Raw genomic sequence first — 16902 nt, 5'->3', positions numbered from 1 at the left:
AACGCCACCCTCAAAAGGATGGCGTTAATAATCATTCGCTACACTACCTGCAAATTAATATGCAGAGCGATTATCTAAGCGTTGAATATGCACCGTAATTTCTTCACGGTCATGATACAAATGTTTCGCTTGCAGCTTAAACTTCACGCCGTTTTTAATCAGCAGTACTTTTAGATTTTCAATATCTTGTAGCACTTCGTCATAACGACCTTTCATTGGCAGCTTAAGGTTAAAAATAGCTTCTTTGGCCCATGCTTTGATTAACCATTCACCAATAAGGTGCGCTACACGAGCGGGTTTTTCAATCATGTCACATACAATCCACGTAATATTCTTACGTGCAGGCTCATATTTAAAACCATCAACTGCATGATATTTAACTTGACCGGTATCCATTAAGCTTTGCGCCATAGTACCGTTATCAATCGCATGAACAAACATCGAACGCTTCACTAATTGATACGTCCAACCACCAGGACAGGCACCTAAGTCAACACTCCACATACCCGGCGCTAAACGCTCATCCCACTCCTCACGAGGAATAAACACGTGAAATGCTTCTTCTAATTTCAACGTTGAACGGCTTGGCGCATCTGCAGGGAATTTCAGACGTGGAATACCCATAAAGAACTGTGAGTTATTTTGTGGGTAAGAATAACCAACAAAACAACAACCAGGGGCAATAAAGCACACGTGTAATACTGGCTTTTTGTGGTTATCTTTAACGTATAAAATATTACGCTTACGCATTGCTTGACGTAGTGGCACCGTAAATTTACGGCAGAACTTCAACAGTTCTTTCGCTTCATTAGTATCAGGGGTTTCAATACGTAAATCACCACAAATAGGAAAGTCTTCACTAATGGCATCTAAAATAGGTGAAATACGATCTTCTGTTGGTAAACCTGTTAGCATTGCTGATGTTGCAAACATTTGACGAGCAAAAATCAATTGCGAAAATGGCTGCAATTGAATGAATTTATTTGCATCACCTGCTTGGTAAAACTCAAATAACACATAACCTGAATTGTTTTTCACCCGAGGGAAACCAAACAATTCCAGCGTATTTGCTTTGTCTTGAACCTCTCCGGCACATTCTTTTTCAAAGCCAGGACGACAGTACAATAAAACTTGATTCACGTTGGAACCCTCAAGCTGAACGCCAGGTGGCTATTGCAAGCATCACCCAGCCAATAATAAAACATATTCCGCCCATCGGGGTGATGGGACCAAACCATTTAATGCCAGTTAAAGCCAAGGCATATAAACTGCCGCTAAAGCAAATTATACCGATGACAAAAAACAGCGCCGCGTATGATAACGCTTTTGATGGCAAAAAGCGTGACAATATTCCACAACCTAATAATGCTAAGGTATGCCACGCTTGATATTGAACCCCAACTTTAAACACATCGAGTAAGTGCGGTGCTAAGCGGTGGCTTAATCCATGAGCAGCAAAGGCTCCTAAAGCCACCATTACTACACCACTGCAAGCAGCAAACATCAGCATTAATCGTGATTGTTGACGCTGTTTCGCGGTTAATTCAACCGTCATGAGTACACCTCTAACTATGCTACTTCACTATCAACACAATTTTTAATAAAGGCCGCTAAGGCTTCGATTGCAATAGTAATATTTTCAGCTTCAGTATGACCTGATGCTTTACGTGGTTTAAAGCCGTGATCACCATCAGCTAAAAATTGATAATGCACTTGAGCGGAAAAAGGCCACTGCTCGACTTCACTGCGCACCCCAAAGGTATCGCGTTCACCTTGTAAAATAAGAGTAGGGATCGTGGTGGTTGCAAGATGATCACCGCGATAATTTTCAGGCTTTGCAGGCGGATGGAAAGGAAATCCAAGACAAGCAACACCGCGAACTTTCGCCGCACAGTTATTAACTAGAGGTGTTTGGGCTGCAATATCCGTCACCATCAAACTCGCCATTCGTCCTCCCATTGATTTACCACCAATGACTAACTTGCCATTATCAAACTGTTCGATATGGGTTTGAAAATCGAGTAATAATTTAGGTTGGCGATCTGGCGGACGCTTTTTACCATCCTCTGCACGTTTGATCATATAAGGAAAATTAAACCGCACTACTTGAATATTATGTGCCGCTAACCCCTGTGCAACCGTCGTCATGAAGGCATGATCCATCCCAGCACCTGCACCATGAGCAAATAAAAATGTCGCTATAGCATGTTCAGCATCAGGGCCATCAAGTAGATATTCACACTTCTTCAATGACATCAGGCATATCCTCTTGCTCTTTGCGGGCTTTATTTAAAATCCAATCGCGGAAAATTTGAATACGACCAGTGTCTGCTTGTTTTTCCTGACACACAAAATAAAATGCATTTTTACTCACCAGAATTTCATCAAACGGACACACTAATCGTCCTGCTTCTAATTCCGGTTGCGCCAATACATTATTTCCTAATGCAATACCTTGGCCGTGAGCTGCTGCTTGCAATACCATGGTCGAATGACTAAATATCGGCCCTTGGTTAACATTAACGTCTTTCACATCATAATGACGCACATAGTTCTTCCACTCTTTACGAGAAGTATCATGTAAAAGTGTGTGTAGCTTTAAATCATCGATAGTACGTAATGGTTTGCTACCAACTAATAACATCGGTGAGCATACTGGCATCATAAATTCTTGATACAGTTTATCCGCACGTAACCCCGACCAATTACCTCTACCGTAATAAATTGCTACATCAACATCATCAGTTAATGAACCTTCGTCAAGATCAACCGCTTTTATACGGACGTCTATTTCAGGGTGTTGCTCATTAAAATCGGTTAATCTTGGCACTAGCCATTGAATAGCAAAACTAGGAGGTAAACTAATGGTTAATGCACCTTTAGAGCCTCTTTCTAAGACCTTATCAGTCGCATCTGAAATGGATGAAAAGATATCTTTAATATCAAGAAAATAGCTTTGCCCTTCTTCAGTTAGCAGCAATGAACGATTGCGACGACGGAATAACTTTAACCCTAAAAATTCCTCTAAGGCTTTAATTTGATGGCTAACTGCGGCTTGAGTAACAAACAGTTCTTCAGCTGCACGTGTGAAACTTAAATGCCTTGCGGCAGCTTCAAATACCTTCAATGAATTAAGTGGCGGTAAACGTCTTGACATACTTTTCGAGGCTCTCTAATGCATTAGTTTTTTTCATCTCAAACATTATAAATTGTCCATTGTTTAAGTGCTATATAAACCCTATCATTCGTTCCGTAGTGTCAATGAACATTTTGTGTTTTGCCCTCTGGCTAACCGCTGAATTGACATTACGATGTTGTGTTTGCATATTGTCCGGATCCTGCCGGATCGGTAGTTATCTACCTCTTTACTTCCTGTATTTTGACTTATGCGTCAAAGTAATTGTTAGCACTGCGCCCCAACGCAGTGCTATTTTTTTATTGGTTTAAAATCACCGCAACACTTGCTCTTCCTCGCATTTATTAGCATCATCGATAATTCAAATTTCTGTAATGTGACTAGCTATGACCATACCATTCGATATCAAACAAATTCAAACCCAATTTCCAGCCTTGCAACATTCAGATGTCGCACCGCGAGCGGTTTATTTAGACAGCGCAGCCACGGCTCAAAAACCTGCGATTGTTATCGATACGCTAACTCATTATTACCGTGGTTATAATGCCAATGTCCATCGTGGTAGCCATAGCTTAACCGCCAATGCAACCTTCGCTTTTGAACAAGCACGTGCCACAGTGCAACACTTTATTGGTGCAGCCAGCCCAAAAGAAATCATCTGGACGCGTGGTGCAACTGAAGCTTTAAATCTTATTGCACAAACCTACGCTCGCACTCATTTACAAGCAGGAGATGAGATTTTAGTCAGTGAACTTGAACACCATGCCAATATCGTGCCTTGGCAAATGGTCGCAGAACAAACCGGCGCTAACGTCATTAAAATTCCAATGCGTCAGGATTGCACATTAGATATTGATGCTTATCTGCGTTTATTGTCGAATAAAACCAAAATTGTTGCTGTTGCTCATATCACGAATGTTACCGGTACTCGCAATCCAATTGAATCAATGATAGCAGCAGCTCACCAGTATGGTGCAGTAGTCGTTGTTGATGGAGCGCAAGGGATTGCACATGAACCTGTGGATGTGCAAGCACTTGATGCCGATTTCTATGTCTTCTCAGGGCACAAAATTTATGCGCCAGCAGGTATTGGAGCACTTTATGGTAAACAAGCACTACTTGAAGCGATGCCACCCTGGCATGGCGGTGGAAAAATGGTCGATAAAGTCTCATTTAATGGCACTAGCTATGCGGGTTTACCGGGGAAATTTGAAGCGGGTACCCCCAATGTTGCTGGTAGCTTAGCGCTTGCAGCAGCCATTGACTGGTTACAAAGTATTGACCGTCAAGGCGCAGAACAACACATTGCCGATTTACGTCAACAAGCCTTAGACGGTATTCAGGATATTGACGGGCTACGTATTATTGGCCTTCAGCCTCACGCAAGCTTATTTTCTTTTATTGTCGATGGGGTTCATCATCAAGATATAGCCACATTACTTGACCAACAGCATATTGCCCTGCGTGCTGGCCACCATTGTGCTCATCCAATGTTAGATGCGCTAGGCTTAACAGGAACATTACGAGTATCATTAGCCCTTTATAATGATCAACAAGATGTCGCGCGATTTATTGCAGCGCTACATAAAGCCTGTGATTTATTATAGTTACAGCCAAGGAAAACAACATGACCACCACTATGACGCTTCCTCAGCACCCTTTTGGCTCTGAGATCACCACCACTGATATTATTGCCCAAATGCAAATCGCAACGGGATGGGAAGATCGCTACCGTAACGTTATTCAACTTGGTAAGAAACTGCCACAACTGGATGACAGCTATAAGCAAGATCAACTTAAAATCAGCGGTTGTGAATCACAAGTGTGGTTACATCATCAAGTTGTTGATGAACACTATTACTTTATCGCTGATTCAGATGCACGTATTGTACGAGGCTTAATTACTTTAGTATTAGCCGCTTATGATGGTAAAACAGCGGCAGAAATTAACGCTTTTGATATCGATACCTACTTTGATAACTTAGGTCTAATTACCCACCTAAGCCCTTCACGCGGCAATGGTTTAAAAGCGATTGTCGAACAAATAAAACAACTTGCGCACTAATATTCCACCGACTTAACGCCTCTTCTTGCCAGTTAGATACAAAAAAGCGGATTCCAATGATGATCCGCTTTTTTGTCTTTATTATCGTAGAGACGACATATTATTGACGATGTTTTTCAATCAATTTCTTAATAATATGCGCCACAGCAACAAAACCAAAACTTGCCGTTACAACAGTTGCAGCACCAAAACCACTGGCACAATCCATACGTTTAGGCCCTTCAGCCGTCGCTTTTATCGCACACACAGAACCATCTGCTTGGGGATATTTCAAATGCTCAGTGGAATAAACACAATCAATCCCAAATTTACGCTTAGCATTTTTAGTGAAGTTATGGTGGTGACGCAATGTTTCACGTAATTTTCTAGCCAATGGATCTTGAATCGTTTTAGTTAAATCAGTGACTTGAATTTGAGTAGGATCTGTTTGTCCACCAGCGCCACCAATGGTAATAACTTTAATTTTATTACTTTTACAATATGCCAATAATGCGGCTTTTGCTTTAAGGCTATCAATCGCATCCAATACATAATCAAATTCTTTTGATAAATACTGTGCTTGGTTTTCAGGACTAATAAAATCATCAATTAAATTAACTTTACAGTCTGGGTTAATTAATTGAATACGCGCGGCCATTACTTCAATTTTGCTTTGACCAATAGTGCCAGTCAGCGCATGAATTTGACGATTGATATTAGTTACACAGACATCGTCCATATCAATTAAAGTTAGCTCACCAACACCAGATCGCGCTAACGCTTCTGCAGCCCATGAGCCAACACCACCAATACCAACCACACACACATGTGCAGCACGAAGGATTTCAACTTCACTGTTGCCATATAAACGACGAGTGCCGCCAAAACGTTGGTTATAACTATCGGATGCTGGGGTATCTAATTCACGCATACTGGTTCTACACTGCTTGAGGTGGATAAACAAAGAGTGCGTTTTTATACGCACTCTCAAAACAATTGTCCAGTCAGAGCAAAGAGATCACCGTGGCGATCTCTTTAACTATCGCTCTTATCTTGGCATTAACCACGGATCTTGAGTTGCCGTTCCTTTCAGACCTAAACGCCAAACACGACCAAAATGCTTATAGTGACCAGCATCAGTACCCGCTTTTGCCCCCATTCCATGATATAAATCCAAGTGATTTTTCTTCACAGCACCGCCAGTATCAAGTGCTAATAATAAGCGTAATACATGCTTACCTGTCCAGTTACCTTTTGCGTCTAGCTGTGGTACTTCTGCTAATAATACTGATCCCATAGGAATGTATTTACGATCAGCCGCAACAGCTGCATTGGCTAATAACGGAATACCTGCACTGCCTTTAACATCTAATGTTTTACGTGGGGAGAAAAAAACATAAGATGGATTTTGCTCTAATAGTTCACGTACTTCACTTTCACTATGGTTAGCGACCCAGTTTTGAATCGCTTGCAGTGACATCTTTGATTTAGGCACTTCACCACGGTCAATTAACACACGGCCAATACTGACGTAACGGTGGCCATTTTTACCTGCATAACCAAAATATTGCAGCTGGTTATTATCTTCAAAATGAACAAAACCACTGCCTTGTACTTCCATCATAAATACATCAAGCATGGATTTACTGTAGCCCAGCACTAACCCTTTACCTGCTAGCGCACCATTATAAATTTGTTCACGTGAAGGACAGCGGCCTTTACATGTTGGCATTGCATAAATTGGGTAACGGAAAACACTGGTTGGTTTATGGCGTAATTCAATCACTGGCGAATAATAGCCCGTAAACATCACATTGCCTTCACCATTAGCACCACCCATTTGTGCGGCCTGAATGCCATATTTAGCTAATGTGCTTGGGTTACCACTATGCTTAGCCCAATTTTCTACTTGGTTATACAGTGGCTCAAATTTACGCGCCATTGACGATGAACGCGAAGTTACCATTTTAGCTTGTGGAGCAAACGTACTGTAATCATGTGCTTTAGTTGATTCAACCTGTGAAACTTTATTTAACACATGATCAAAATGCTGACCTAAATATTGATGTGCTAACGGATTACCAGCTGTCGCTAAGCTCGGTTTTTCCGTTGTTGTACTCTCTGGAGATGAACACCCCACCAAGCTAAAAAGAATCATTGCAACTGTTGCTTTACGTAACACGATAGATAAGCCTATAAAAGTTTTATAAAAATGTAAAAGTGATAACTCGCTTACTTTCATAAAAGCAGTAAACGGATGCCAATACTAACAAACACCATCTAAAAATAAGTAATTATTTAAAAGAATCTACAGACAAATGACATAACGCTATCAAAAGATCTAAGACTAAGAGTGGCGAACAAAAGTTCCATTGAAAGAATGAAATATACTGTAAGCGTTAAACTCCCGTCCAATAACATCGTAATTATCATCTAATAAATGCTTGTTCTTCATATAAATAAAATGGTGACTACGCTTTTAAAAATGCCCTTCACAACCAAACTACAACTCACATAATAAGCGATTACACATAAATCCCCGCAATAGCTAATATGAATATTTAAGCACAGATAATGATTATTACTAATTTCGGAAAAATCACATTTAAATGCTGCGCAAACCACATAATTGATTTAATTTATTGGTTATAAATTAAACATTGATATGGATATCGCTTGTGAATACACGTAAGACCCCTTTAGTGAAAGGATTTCGTCAGTCAGCCCCTTACTTAAATGCCCACGTAGGAAAAACCATGGTGATCATGGTTGGGGGTGAAGCCATTGCTGATCCCAACTTTGCCAACATAGTTAACGATATAGCATTACTACACAGTTTAGGTATTCATATTGTAATGGTGTATGGCGCTCGACCACAAATAACCACCCTCTTAGAGCAGCAACATTATGATAGTCCTTATCACAAAGGGATCAGAATCACTGATGCACACAGTCTAGAGATAGCGAAACAGGCCGCTGGGCAACTTCAACTGGATATCACCGCTCGCTTTTCAATGGGTCTCAATAATACCCCGATGGCGGGATCTCAAATCAATGTTATCAGTGGTAACTTCATTATTGCGCAACCACTGGGAATCGATGACGGCATTGATTTTTGTCATAGTGGTAAAATACGCCGAATCAATAACAACGCCATAACCAGCCAATTAGAACAAGGATCGATTGTATTACTTGGCCCTATCGCCAGTTCGGTCACCGGTGAATGTTTTAACCTCACCTCAGAAGAAATTGCCACTCAGGTAGCGATTCGATTACGGGCTGATAAATTAATTGGCTTTTGTTCAGAGCAAGGGGTTATTGATAACAACAATGACATTATTTCAGAGTTATTACCGCATGACGCAGAACAGGTATTACAACAACTGATCGATCATGATGAACAACAATCAGGTACAGGTCGCTTTCTTCGAGGTGCAATTACTGCTTGTCATGCTGGCGTACCTCGCAGCCACTTATTGAGCTATAAACAAGATGGGGCACTCATTCAGGAACTGTTTTCACTTGACGGAATTGGCACTCAGATTGTGATGTCAAACGCAGAGAAAATACGTCGCGCTAACATTAATGATATTGGTGGAATTCTAGATTTGATTCAACCATTAGAAGCTGAAGGCATTTTAGTTCGCCGTTCTCGTGAACAACTAGAACGTGAAATTACCCTTTTTACCGTCATTGAACTTGATAATCTTATTATTGGTTGTGCCGCTCTTTACCCTTATCCTGATGAAAAAATGGCAGAAATGGCTTGTGTTGCGATTCATCCTGATTTTAGAGACGGTGACCGAGGCGTGTTATTACTCAATAAATTATGTCAACAAGCTCGCGATACTGGTATTGATAAAATATTTGTCCTTACCACCCGCAGTGTACATTGGTTTCGTGAACAAGGATTTTATGAATGCGACATCGAACAATTACCTGTAATAAAAAAAGATCTCTACAATTATCAACGTCGATCTAAAATACTCATAACAAATATAAATTAATAAACCTCAAATTTGTAACAAAGTGTTAATTCACTATTCAGTAATGTGTGGTAGTTTTAAAGTTGGTCACCTAAATGTAACAACAATAATTACTATACATAACATACAAAAGAAAGGTTAAATAATTTCTTATGATGAGTTTATTATTTCTACTTGTACTCGTTGCAATGCTCTGCGCGTTTACAGGAAAAAAAAGTGCCAGTTATATTATTTTCGCTATCACTGTTGTTTTGGGACTGTATTGGTTCCATCACCATGCAACAGATCCCTTGTCTATTTTACTTTAAGGGGGATGCATGAATAATAAAAATGTTGCACTACTCAATACGTTAGGCCTATTAGGAATCACCTTCGTTTTATTAATGGGATCTGTACTTCAAGTTGTACTCAATGAATTACCGTGTCCCCTATGTTTATTACAACGCTTAGGCTTCATGATGGTGATGTTTGGTTTTATGCTTAACGTCATTTATGGGCCCCAACAACGCCACTATGGCGTATTAATCATCGGCGCACTCTTTGGTGCTGCGACAGCATTACGTCAAGTGTCATTACACGTCATTCCAGGTACGCCAGGATTTGGTAGTCCGATATTTGGTATTCATTATTATACTTGGGCATTTATTATCTTTTGTCTTACCATCGTAGGTGTTGCTGTATTACAGCTACTATGGAATAAAAGCTGGAATAACACTGATTATAAAATGAGTAGGTTTGGTAAGTTTGTATGCTTACTGGCTATTTTTGCTGTTGTCGTTAACGTGGCATCGACATTTATTGAATGTGGTCCTTACCAATGTCCAGATAACCCTGTTAGCTATTGGTTATTTAATTAACTAATATAAAAACACACTTACCAACGCCAGCTTATGTCTCAATATGCTGGCGTTTTTTATTATTTTATTTTTACTTTAAATATAAGTCTGTTACCAATAAATACGCATAAGGTATACTACAATAACTGTATTTTTATTCAAAAAAGGGCTATTAATATTCATGCTGTGTATTTTTGTGTTCTGTCTCATATTAATAACAATGTTAACTGCACTTAAAGGCAAAAGAAAACTGAGTTATGCCATGTTTGCACTAACATTCATTGCTGGCTCTATTTTGCTAAAGCATCACATTGTATACACTCTGCCGATCTCAATTTAAGTATTCTATGAACAATCAACTTATTAATCGACTCAATATTTTAGGTTTACTTGGGATCACCGCTATTCTTGCAATGGGCTCAATTATTCAATTAGTCTTTCATGAATTACCGTGCCCTTTATGTCTGTTACAACGCATAGGGTTTATGATGGTGATGTTTGGCTTTATGCTGAATATTCGTTTTGGTCCTCAACAGCCCCATTACGGTATTATTTTATTGGGTGCATTATTTGGTGCAATAGCAGCACTACGTCAAGTGTCACTCCACTTATTGCCAAATGATCCTGGCTATGGAAGCCCCTTACTCGGTATGCATTATTACACATGGGCTTTTGTTATTTTTGTTATGACAATTGTCGGGGTAGCCGTATTGTTATGTCTTTGGCGACAAGAAAAAAACACCGCCAATCACCGTATTAAGAATATCGGTAAATTAGCCTGTTATCTCGCCGTCATTGTCGTATTAATTAATATTGTCTCAACCTTCATTATGACCGGACCACATGTTACCCCAGCCGATCCTCATAGTTATTGGTTGTTGGATCAATTCAAAAAATAATGTCACGCTAAAAAATACAATGCCAGCATTAATACTGGCATTGTTCGCTCAAAGATAACCAATAACATTACACTAATAATTGTGCTAACCCACTGGCACGTTCAGTTCGAACTTGGACACTTTTAGTAATAATATCCATTGGTGCGTACAGGTACAAACGCGACTTGGCACGGGTAATACCGGTATAAATTAATTCACGGGTTAAAATAGGTGTGTACTCCGCAGGTAACACCATTAACGTATCATCAAATTCCGATCCTTGTGATTTATGGATCGTCATCGCATACACCACTTCATGTTCAGGAATACGACTCGGTAAAATACCGCGAATAGTACCGTCAGGCATTTCAAAATAAACCCGTAATCGACGTCGTCCACTATCAGGATCTATTTCTGGCTCTAGCATCGTCATGCCAATGTCACCGTTGAATAATCCTAATGCGTGATCATTACGGGTGATCATAATCGGACGACCGACATACCATGTTTCATCATTGGGTGAAATTCGACCTCGATGGGTCAATTCTTTTTCAATCCGTTGATTTAAACCGACCACACCAAAGTCACCTTCACGTAAGGCACATAACAATCTGACATTCGCAAATGCTTTTAATACTTCAGCGGGTGTTTTATCGCTTTTTATTGCATCAAGATAATCAAGATAAAACGTCACTACTTGATTAATCATAGCAACGTACGTTTCACCACCTAATGGATAATGGTGAATATCTTTAAACCCTTGTTGCCAAACTTTATTTACCAGTGCTGGTTTACCTTGATTTATCGCTTTAGCTAACTGACCAATACCCGATAATGCATGGAAACGGTAACTCTTTTGTAGCATGCACAAACAGTCTGTCACCACACTTAAACCAATATTATTTGAGTGTAGATCAAATCCTGTTAGCTGACTTAATAGCAATCCTTGCTGGGCACTGTAGCCTTGGGTTGAAAAAGAACAGATATCGCCTAGCACTGCTCCCGCTTCAACAGAGGCTAATTGATCTCGGTCACCCAATAAAATTAATTTAGCCCCTTGTGGCATCGCGTCTAATAATCGCGCCATCATCGGTAAATCGACCATAGAAGCTTCATCAACAACCAGCACATCAAGGTGCAACGGGTTATCTTTATGATGCCTAAACTCAACCCGATTTGGGATCGAACCCAGTAAACGGTGTAATGTACTTGATTGAGTTGGGATTAAATCTTTAATCACCTGTGGTACAGCCAATGATTTGATGGCCGAACCAATCGATTCCGTTAATCGGGCTGCGGCTTTACCTGTCGGTGCCACCAACATAATATTCGGTTTATGTTCACCATTAGCTTGCATCACTAACGCCGCCAATAATTTAGCTACAGTGGTGGTTTTACCTGTACCCGGCCCGCCAGAGATCACTGCAAACTGACGCGTTAATGCCATTGCTGCAGCCACTTTTTGCCAATTTAAGCAGCTCGTCGTTGGTACTAAACTGTCTAATGGCTGTAAATCTGTTATTTGCTGCGCTTGTTGTAATACGCTATCAATCGCCATCCAATCAAGCTGCAGTGGCTTGACAATATTCAAAAAATCACAGGTTAGTTGTTGGCGTTGCTGGCTATCAGTGACACCTTGCAAAGCGTGATATAAATGACCATAACTTGGCTGAAATAAATCATTTAACGCTTGATGCATCAGGCTCAGTTGTTGGCCTTGCCACTGCGTATCATCACTTACTTGACCTTGATTAGTCGCCATTTCCACTATCCGTGTTGCAACAGTTTGTTCAAATTGCCAATAACGATTAAGGTATAAACGACCATGATCAAACACCAAAGGACTCGCTTGTAAGCCTTGTGATTGAACATTCGCTACCACATCAAATTGCGCTAATAATGACGCCCATTGGGTTAATTCAGGTAAGCCATCAACTAACGCTACCGATAATCGGCTGGATAAACCAAATAAGTGCTGCTCGCGCAATTGATCTAATTGAATACACACATGGCCTTTGCCTAATTCATAACTCACTAACGCAGCCATTAGTGCCGCCAAATCCTGTTGCGATTGCGGACTGTGTAACGCCACAAATTTAGCAAACTGATAATCAAGCTGCCGTAATCCACCCTGTTGAGTGAGCTTTTGTAAACGCTTAAGCATGCGGTAGCGCTCCTTTCATCAATAAATCCAAATCATCAAGTAATTGTTCACTTGGGCGCGCATAAAAAATACCACTGTCACTCCCCGCCTGAATGCCGCGTAAAAACAAGTAATACACCCCACCAAAATGGGTCTCATAGCTGTAATTAGGTATACGACTGCGCAGAAAACGTTGCAATGCCAACGCATAGATTTGATATTGCAAATCATAACGGTGTTCACGCATCGCGGTTTTCAATTGCTCACCTCGATACACTTGCGGATCATCACCAAGATAATTTGATTTCCAGTCTAAAACATAATATTTACCTTGATGCTCAAACACCAAATCAATAAAGCCTTTTAGCATTCCACTCACGGTTGCAAAGCCTAACTCTCCGGCTTTAGCTGATAGCGGATCATGTTTTGCAATGATCTTATTAAGTGCCACTGCTTGTAAAATCTCAATCGGCAATAAAAATTCCATTTCCGTTAATCGTTGCGACGCTGTTTTATCCGCCAACCGCAACGTATCACCATCAAGCGCACAAGTTAATACATCCTGAATTAACTGCTGCAACACAGGTAACCACGCTAATTCATAATTTTCTAGTTGCAGTAATTCGGTTAGTTTCGCAACCGTTTCAGGACAATCAACCGCAGCAGTAAAGTCAATTTCTTCAAACACAGTATGTAAAAAAGTACCAGGGCGCGCACCACGTGGAAAAGTATAAATAGAATATTGCGGCTCTAATTCTAACTCGCCATCATCACTCTCTTCGGTGACATTTTGCACCGAATCAATATCAAATCCAGGCAAATCTAAACTACTATCATGGGCGGTTTGATGGCCTTGTTTGACTAAATTAGAATAACTGGTCATCCACCAATTACGTTCCAATGAGGTTGAAAATGGGCGTTTAATCAAGGCCTCAGTTACTTCATCTTGAGGCTGCCATTGAACATCAGCAAGCTGTGGCGGCTCAGCGACCGTAATTGCAATTTGGGCTTCACAGAGCTTAGCTAAGGCTAATTCAAGTGCTGCCACACCACCAGCTTGGCCATTCTGCACTAAATGCCCCATTGCCGAGCGATGCAACCCCGTTGGTTCTTTGGTGCTACGACCATTACGAATTGGTGCCATACCGACATAACACCCATAAACTGCACGGGTTAATGCCACATAAATTAGGCGTAGATCTTCAGCTAATCGTTCTTTATCAGCTTTTTCTATTGCTGGCGCTTGTTTCGCAATATCGAGTACCGTGATGTTATCCACTTCATCGTGATATTTAACTTCGCCTTTGCTATCAACTTCACGGTAACTGCACACAAACGGCATAAAGACTAAGTCGTATTCCAAACCTTTTGATTTGTGAATGGTAACAATCTGCACCAAATTACGTTCTGATTCTAACCGCATCACTTGATCATCAGCATTACCGTTTGGTTCTGCTACATGTTCAGCTAGCCAGCGCAATAGAGCATAATCACTGTCTAGCGTCTGACTTGCCTGTTGCAATAACTCACCAATATGCAGCAAATCAGTCAATTTACGTTCACCGCCATCTTCGGCTAATAAGCGCTCCGCAATTTGATTTTTCGCCATCACACTGCGCAACATTGGCATTACACCGCGTTTTTGCCACTGCTGACGATATTGCTTAAAACTATTAACCGCAATTTCCCATTCATTCTCATCATTATTGAGTTGATCGAGTTCAATCGCAGTACGTGCAAATAATCCTGAAGCCAATGCTGCACGTAATATACGATCATCTTCAGGGGTTAATACCGCTTGCAATAACCGTTGAATATCGGCTGCTTCTGAGGTTGAAAAAACACTATCACGGTTAGACAAATAAACACTGGCAATGCCTTGTTTGGATAATGCTTCACGCACTAAGTGCCCTTCAGTACCAGTACGTACTAATACCGCAATATTACCCGCAGCAATCGCATGTTGCTGTTCACCATCTAAAAAGTACGCTTGGTGCTGTTGTGATTGAGTCAGAATATGTTGAATTTGTGCCGCTGTAGCTGCGGCCATTGTCGCTTGATAATTACCTTTAGTTATTGGCTTACCGTCAGGGCTATCTTGTAACCAAAACGTCAATGCATGTTGTGCTTCACCATTTAACCACCAGCTACGTTGAGCCGCTTTAGGACTATGATCAACCGCTAAGAATTCAATATCTTGATCATAAATAAACGGACTATCTGGCTGTTGAAACACGCTATTAACCGCAGCAATCATATTGGCTGTCGAGCGCCAGTTAGTCGCTAATGTATAGTGATCAGTAACTTGGCGACGGGCTTGAATATACGTGAAAATATCGGCGCCACGAAAGGCATAAATAGCCTGCTTAGGATCACCGATCATAAACAAACCACATTCAGGATGATGGCGGTAAACATCACTAAAAATACCGTATTGCAATGGATCGGTATCTTGGAATTCATCAATCATCGCCACCGGATATTGGGCTCGAATTTTACTTGCGAGTAGATCATCAACATCATTATCAATTGCAGCGCCTAACTGCGTCAGCAAGTCATCAAATGATAACCACCCTTTACGCGCTTTAGCGTCAGCCAATAATTGACGACAATGCTCAATTGCATGGGCTAATAGTGGCTCACGCAAGTTAGCCGGATTATCTAACAGTTCAGCAATAACATTAAAAACCGCATGCTCAGGCGCATCACCTTTGGCCGTTTTTTCAATTAATGTCTGCTGATGGAAGCGAATCAAATTATCAGGCAGTTCATAACCAACAGTAGGTTGCGCAGCCCATGCACTGACTTGCTCAATCCAATTGGGTAAACTTTTTTTGGTATAACTGCGTTTATTGATACCAGAATTAGCAATTAAAGCTTCAATATCTGCTTGATGCTGACGCCACAACGCTTTTACTTCATCAATCCGCACAATATTTTGCTGGTGTAATTGTTCTAACGATTCAGTCATCGCCACCACGGATAATCGCACTGGCGCACCAGTTAAACTATTGCCAATTTCTTTTAATAATTTAGTTGGTGCAGACCAAATTTCACGAACCTCATGCGCCAGAGCTGGCGGCAAGTGATAAAAATTACTACGCCAATAATCTGCAACCACCAACTTTTTTAATTGGCTTTCATCAGTCACAAATTCATTATTAAATCGACTGCCTGATTCAAACGCATTTTGAGTCAGCATTCGTTGACAAAAACCATGGATAGTATAAATCGCGGCTTCATCCATCTGCCGTTCGGCTTGTAAGAGTAGGGTTGCGGCTAATTTATGATCTGGATATTCATTTAATAACGGCGCAATAACAGGATCGTGGCTAACACCACGACTAAACGCTAACCGCGCATCATGAATACGGGCACGAATACGATCACGTAATTCTGCCGTCGCCGCTTCTGTGAAAGTTACCACCAAAATTTGATCTACGGTCAATTGCTGTTGATGACGCGTCGCCTCACTACCATGCGCTAACAATAACCGTAAATACAAACTTGCGATGGTAAAGGTCTTACCGGTGCCTGCTGATGCTTCGATCAAACGCGTACCATGCAATGGAAACGTCATTGGTTGCAGAATATTCGTTAGTACGTCATCCGTTGTTAGTACTTCAGTCGCCATTATGTTACTCATCCCATGGTTGCTATATGTAACAACAGCACTAGCCTGATAGTTTTCAATTTCAGTAATTTGGCTCGTTATTATGTGACCCAACACTTATAAGTAAATATTGGCACCTAATATTCTGTTGTGTTCCTATATTGTGAGAACTTACTCACGGTTTATACGACGGTGGTTAGTTAGTATCAGCGCCAGAAACTTGGTCACCTCTGGACCTGTGGCCGCACAGCGAACACCCTACAACT

Annotated in this window: 15 protein-coding genes; 7 read left to right on the top strand and 8 right to left on the bottom strand. The window is 40.8% G+C overall.

Annotated elements, in window-relative coordinates:
* Positions 1-54: 54 nt before the first annotated feature.
* Genes rlmM through CZ809_RS18330 form a run of 4 tightly spaced genes read right to left on the bottom strand, consistent with a single transcriptional unit; the run spans position 55 to position 3157 of the window.
* Positions 55-1140 carry a 23S rRNA (cytidine(2498)-2'-O)-methyltransferase RlmM gene (gene rlmM / locus CZ809_RS18345; RefSeq protein WP_080158980.1) on the bottom strand — a complete coding sequence of 362 codons (1086 nt, stop codon included), beginning with the start codon at positions 1138-1140 and terminating at the stop codon, positions 55-57.
* A gap of 10 nt (positions 1141-1150) precedes the next feature.
* Positions 1151-1555 (bottom strand): DUF423 domain-containing protein, encoded by a 405-nt coding sequence (locus tag CZ809_RS18340; RefSeq protein ID WP_080158979.1) that lies wholly within the window; start codon positions 1553-1555, stop codon positions 1151-1153.
* A 14-nt stretch (positions 1556-1569) separates the two neighbouring features.
* Complete coding sequence (locus tag CZ809_RS18335) at positions 1570-2256, bottom strand: alpha/beta family hydrolase (RefSeq protein ID WP_080158978.1); 687 nt, start codon at positions 2254-2256, stop codon at positions 1570-1572.
* Positions 2237-3157 (bottom strand): transcriptional regulator GcvA, encoded by a 921-nt coding sequence (locus CZ809_RS18330; RefSeq protein WP_080158977.1) that lies wholly within the window; start codon positions 3155-3157, stop codon positions 2237-2239. Before CZ809_RS18330 ends, CZ809_RS18335 begins: the two co-directional genes overlap by 20 nt.
* A 365-nt stretch (positions 3158-3522) precedes the next feature.
* Between CZ809_RS18330 and csdA the strand changes: the two genes are divergently transcribed.
* Positions 3523-4743, top strand: a complete 1221-nt coding sequence (csdA, locus tag CZ809_RS18325; RefSeq protein WP_080158976.1) for a cysteine desulfurase CsdA — start codon at positions 3523-3525, stop codon at positions 4741-4743.
* Positions 4744-4763: 20 nt separating this feature from the next.
* Entirely contained in the window at positions 4764-5201 is a 438-nt protein-coding gene (csdE, locus tag CZ809_RS18320; RefSeq protein WP_235865975.1) for a cysteine desulfurase sulfur acceptor subunit CsdE, read from the top strand.
* Between the two features lie 100 nt (positions 5202-5301).
* Here the strand turns inward: csdE and tcdA are convergent, their stop codons facing one another.
* Complete coding sequence (tcdA, locus tag CZ809_RS18315) at positions 5302-6111, bottom strand: tRNA cyclic N6-threonylcarbamoyladenosine(37) synthase TcdA (RefSeq protein WP_080158975.1); 810 nt, start codon at positions 6109-6111, stop codon at positions 5302-5304.
* A 117-nt stretch (positions 6112-6228) separates the two neighbouring features.
* Positions 6229-7422: a murein transglycosylase A gene (mltA, locus tag CZ809_RS18310; protein WP_210434300.1), complete on the bottom strand. Its 1194-nt coding sequence runs from the start codon at positions 7420-7422 to the stop codon at positions 6229-6231.
* A gap of 436 nt (positions 7423-7858) precedes the next feature.
* Here mltA and argA point away from each other — a divergent pair, with 436 nt between their 5' ends.
* The 5 genes from argA to CZ809_RS18295 all read left to right on the top strand — a co-directional run bounded on the left by argA (position 7859) and on the right by CZ809_RS18295 (position 10901).
* Positions 7859-9187 (top strand): amino-acid N-acetyltransferase, encoded by a 1329-nt coding sequence (argA, locus tag CZ809_RS18305; RefSeq protein ID WP_107276836.1) that lies wholly within the window; start codon positions 7859-7861, stop codon positions 9185-9187.
* A gap of 131 nt (positions 9188-9318) precedes the next feature.
* Complete coding sequence (locus CZ809_RS21275) at positions 9319-9474, top strand: DUF5993 family protein (RefSeq protein WP_162841611.1); 156 nt, start codon at positions 9319-9321, stop codon at positions 9472-9474.
* A gap of 9 nt (positions 9475-9483) precedes the next feature.
* Positions 9484-10023 (top strand): disulfide bond formation protein B, encoded by a 540-nt coding sequence (locus CZ809_RS18300; RefSeq protein WP_080158974.1) that lies wholly within the window; start codon positions 9484-9486, stop codon positions 10021-10023.
* A 160-nt stretch (positions 10024-10183) separates the two neighbouring features.
* Positions 10184-10342 (top strand): DUF5993 family protein, encoded by a 159-nt coding sequence (locus CZ809_RS21560; RefSeq protein ID WP_369925927.1) that lies wholly within the window; start codon positions 10184-10186, stop codon positions 10340-10342.
* Between the two features lie 7 nt (positions 10343-10349).
* Positions 10350-10901 (top strand): disulfide bond formation protein B, encoded by a 552-nt coding sequence (locus CZ809_RS18295; protein ID WP_080158973.1) that lies wholly within the window; start codon positions 10350-10352, stop codon positions 10899-10901.
* A gap of 67 nt (positions 10902-10968) precedes the next feature.
* Here CZ809_RS18295 and recD read toward each other — a convergent pair whose 3' ends face one another.
* Positions 10969-13044, bottom strand: a complete 2076-nt coding sequence (recD, locus tag CZ809_RS18290) for an exodeoxyribonuclease V subunit alpha (RefSeq protein WP_080158972.1) — start codon at positions 13042-13044, stop codon at positions 10969-10971.
* Entirely contained in the window at positions 13037-16657 is a 3621-nt protein-coding gene (gene recB, locus CZ809_RS18285; RefSeq protein ID WP_080158971.1) for an exodeoxyribonuclease V subunit beta, read from the bottom strand. Before recB ends, recD begins: the two co-directional genes overlap by 8 nt.
* Between the last annotated feature and the right edge of the window lie 245 nt (positions 16658-16902).

The organism is Photobacterium piscicola, from assembly GCF_900166965.1.
Classification (GTDB): domain Bacteria; phylum Pseudomonadota; class Gammaproteobacteria; order Enterobacterales; family Vibrionaceae; genus Photobacterium; species Photobacterium piscicola.
This window is presented reverse-complemented; position numbering and strand designations above follow the sequence as displayed.

Excerpts from the sequence above, each read along its gene's own strand:
- CZ809_RS18340 (WP_080158979.1), bottom strand. The coding sequence starts at position 1,555 with ATGACGGTTGAATTAACCGCGAAACAGCGTCAACAATCACGATTAATG.
- CZ809_RS18335 (WP_080158978.1), bottom strand. The coding sequence starts at position 2,256 with ATGTCATTGAAGAAGTGTGAATATCTACTTGATGGCCCTGATGCTGAA.
- CZ809_RS18330 (WP_080158977.1), bottom strand. The coding sequence starts at position 3,157 with ATGTCAAGACGTTTACCGCCACTTAATTCATTGAAGGTATTTGAAGCT.
- csdA (WP_080158976.1), top strand. The coding sequence starts at position 3,523 with ATGACCATACCATTCGATATCAAACAAATTCAAACCCAATTTCCAGCC.
- csdE (WP_235865975.1), top strand. The coding sequence starts at position 4,764 with ATGACCACCACTATGACGCTTCCTCAGCACCCTTTTGGCTCTGAGATC.
- tcdA (WP_080158975.1), bottom strand. The coding sequence starts at position 6,111 with ATGCGTGAATTAGATACCCCAGCATCCGATAGTTATAACCAACGTTTT.
- mltA (WP_210434300.1), bottom strand. The coding sequence starts at position 7,422 with ATGAAAGTAAGCGAGTTATCACTTTTACATTTTTATAAAACTTTTATA.
- CZ809_RS21275 (WP_162841611.1), top strand. The coding sequence starts at position 9,319 with ATGATGAGTTTATTATTTCTACTTGTACTCGTTGCAATGCTCTGCGCG.
- CZ809_RS18300 (WP_080158974.1), top strand. The coding sequence starts at position 9,484 with ATGAATAATAAAAATGTTGCACTACTCAATACGTTAGGCCTATTAGGA.
- CZ809_RS21560 (WP_369925927.1), top strand. The coding sequence starts at position 10,184 with ATGCTGTGTATTTTTGTGTTCTGTCTCATATTAATAACAATGTTAACT.
- CZ809_RS18295 (WP_080158973.1), top strand. The coding sequence starts at position 10,350 with ATGAACAATCAACTTATTAATCGACTCAATATTTTAGGTTTACTTGGG.
- recD (WP_080158972.1), bottom strand. The coding sequence starts at position 13,044 with ATGCTTAAGCGTTTACAAAAGCTCACTCAACAGGGTGGATTACGGCAG.
- recB (WP_080158971.1), bottom strand. The coding sequence starts at position 16,657 with ATGGCGACTGAAGTACTAACAACGGATGACGTACTAACGAATATTCTG.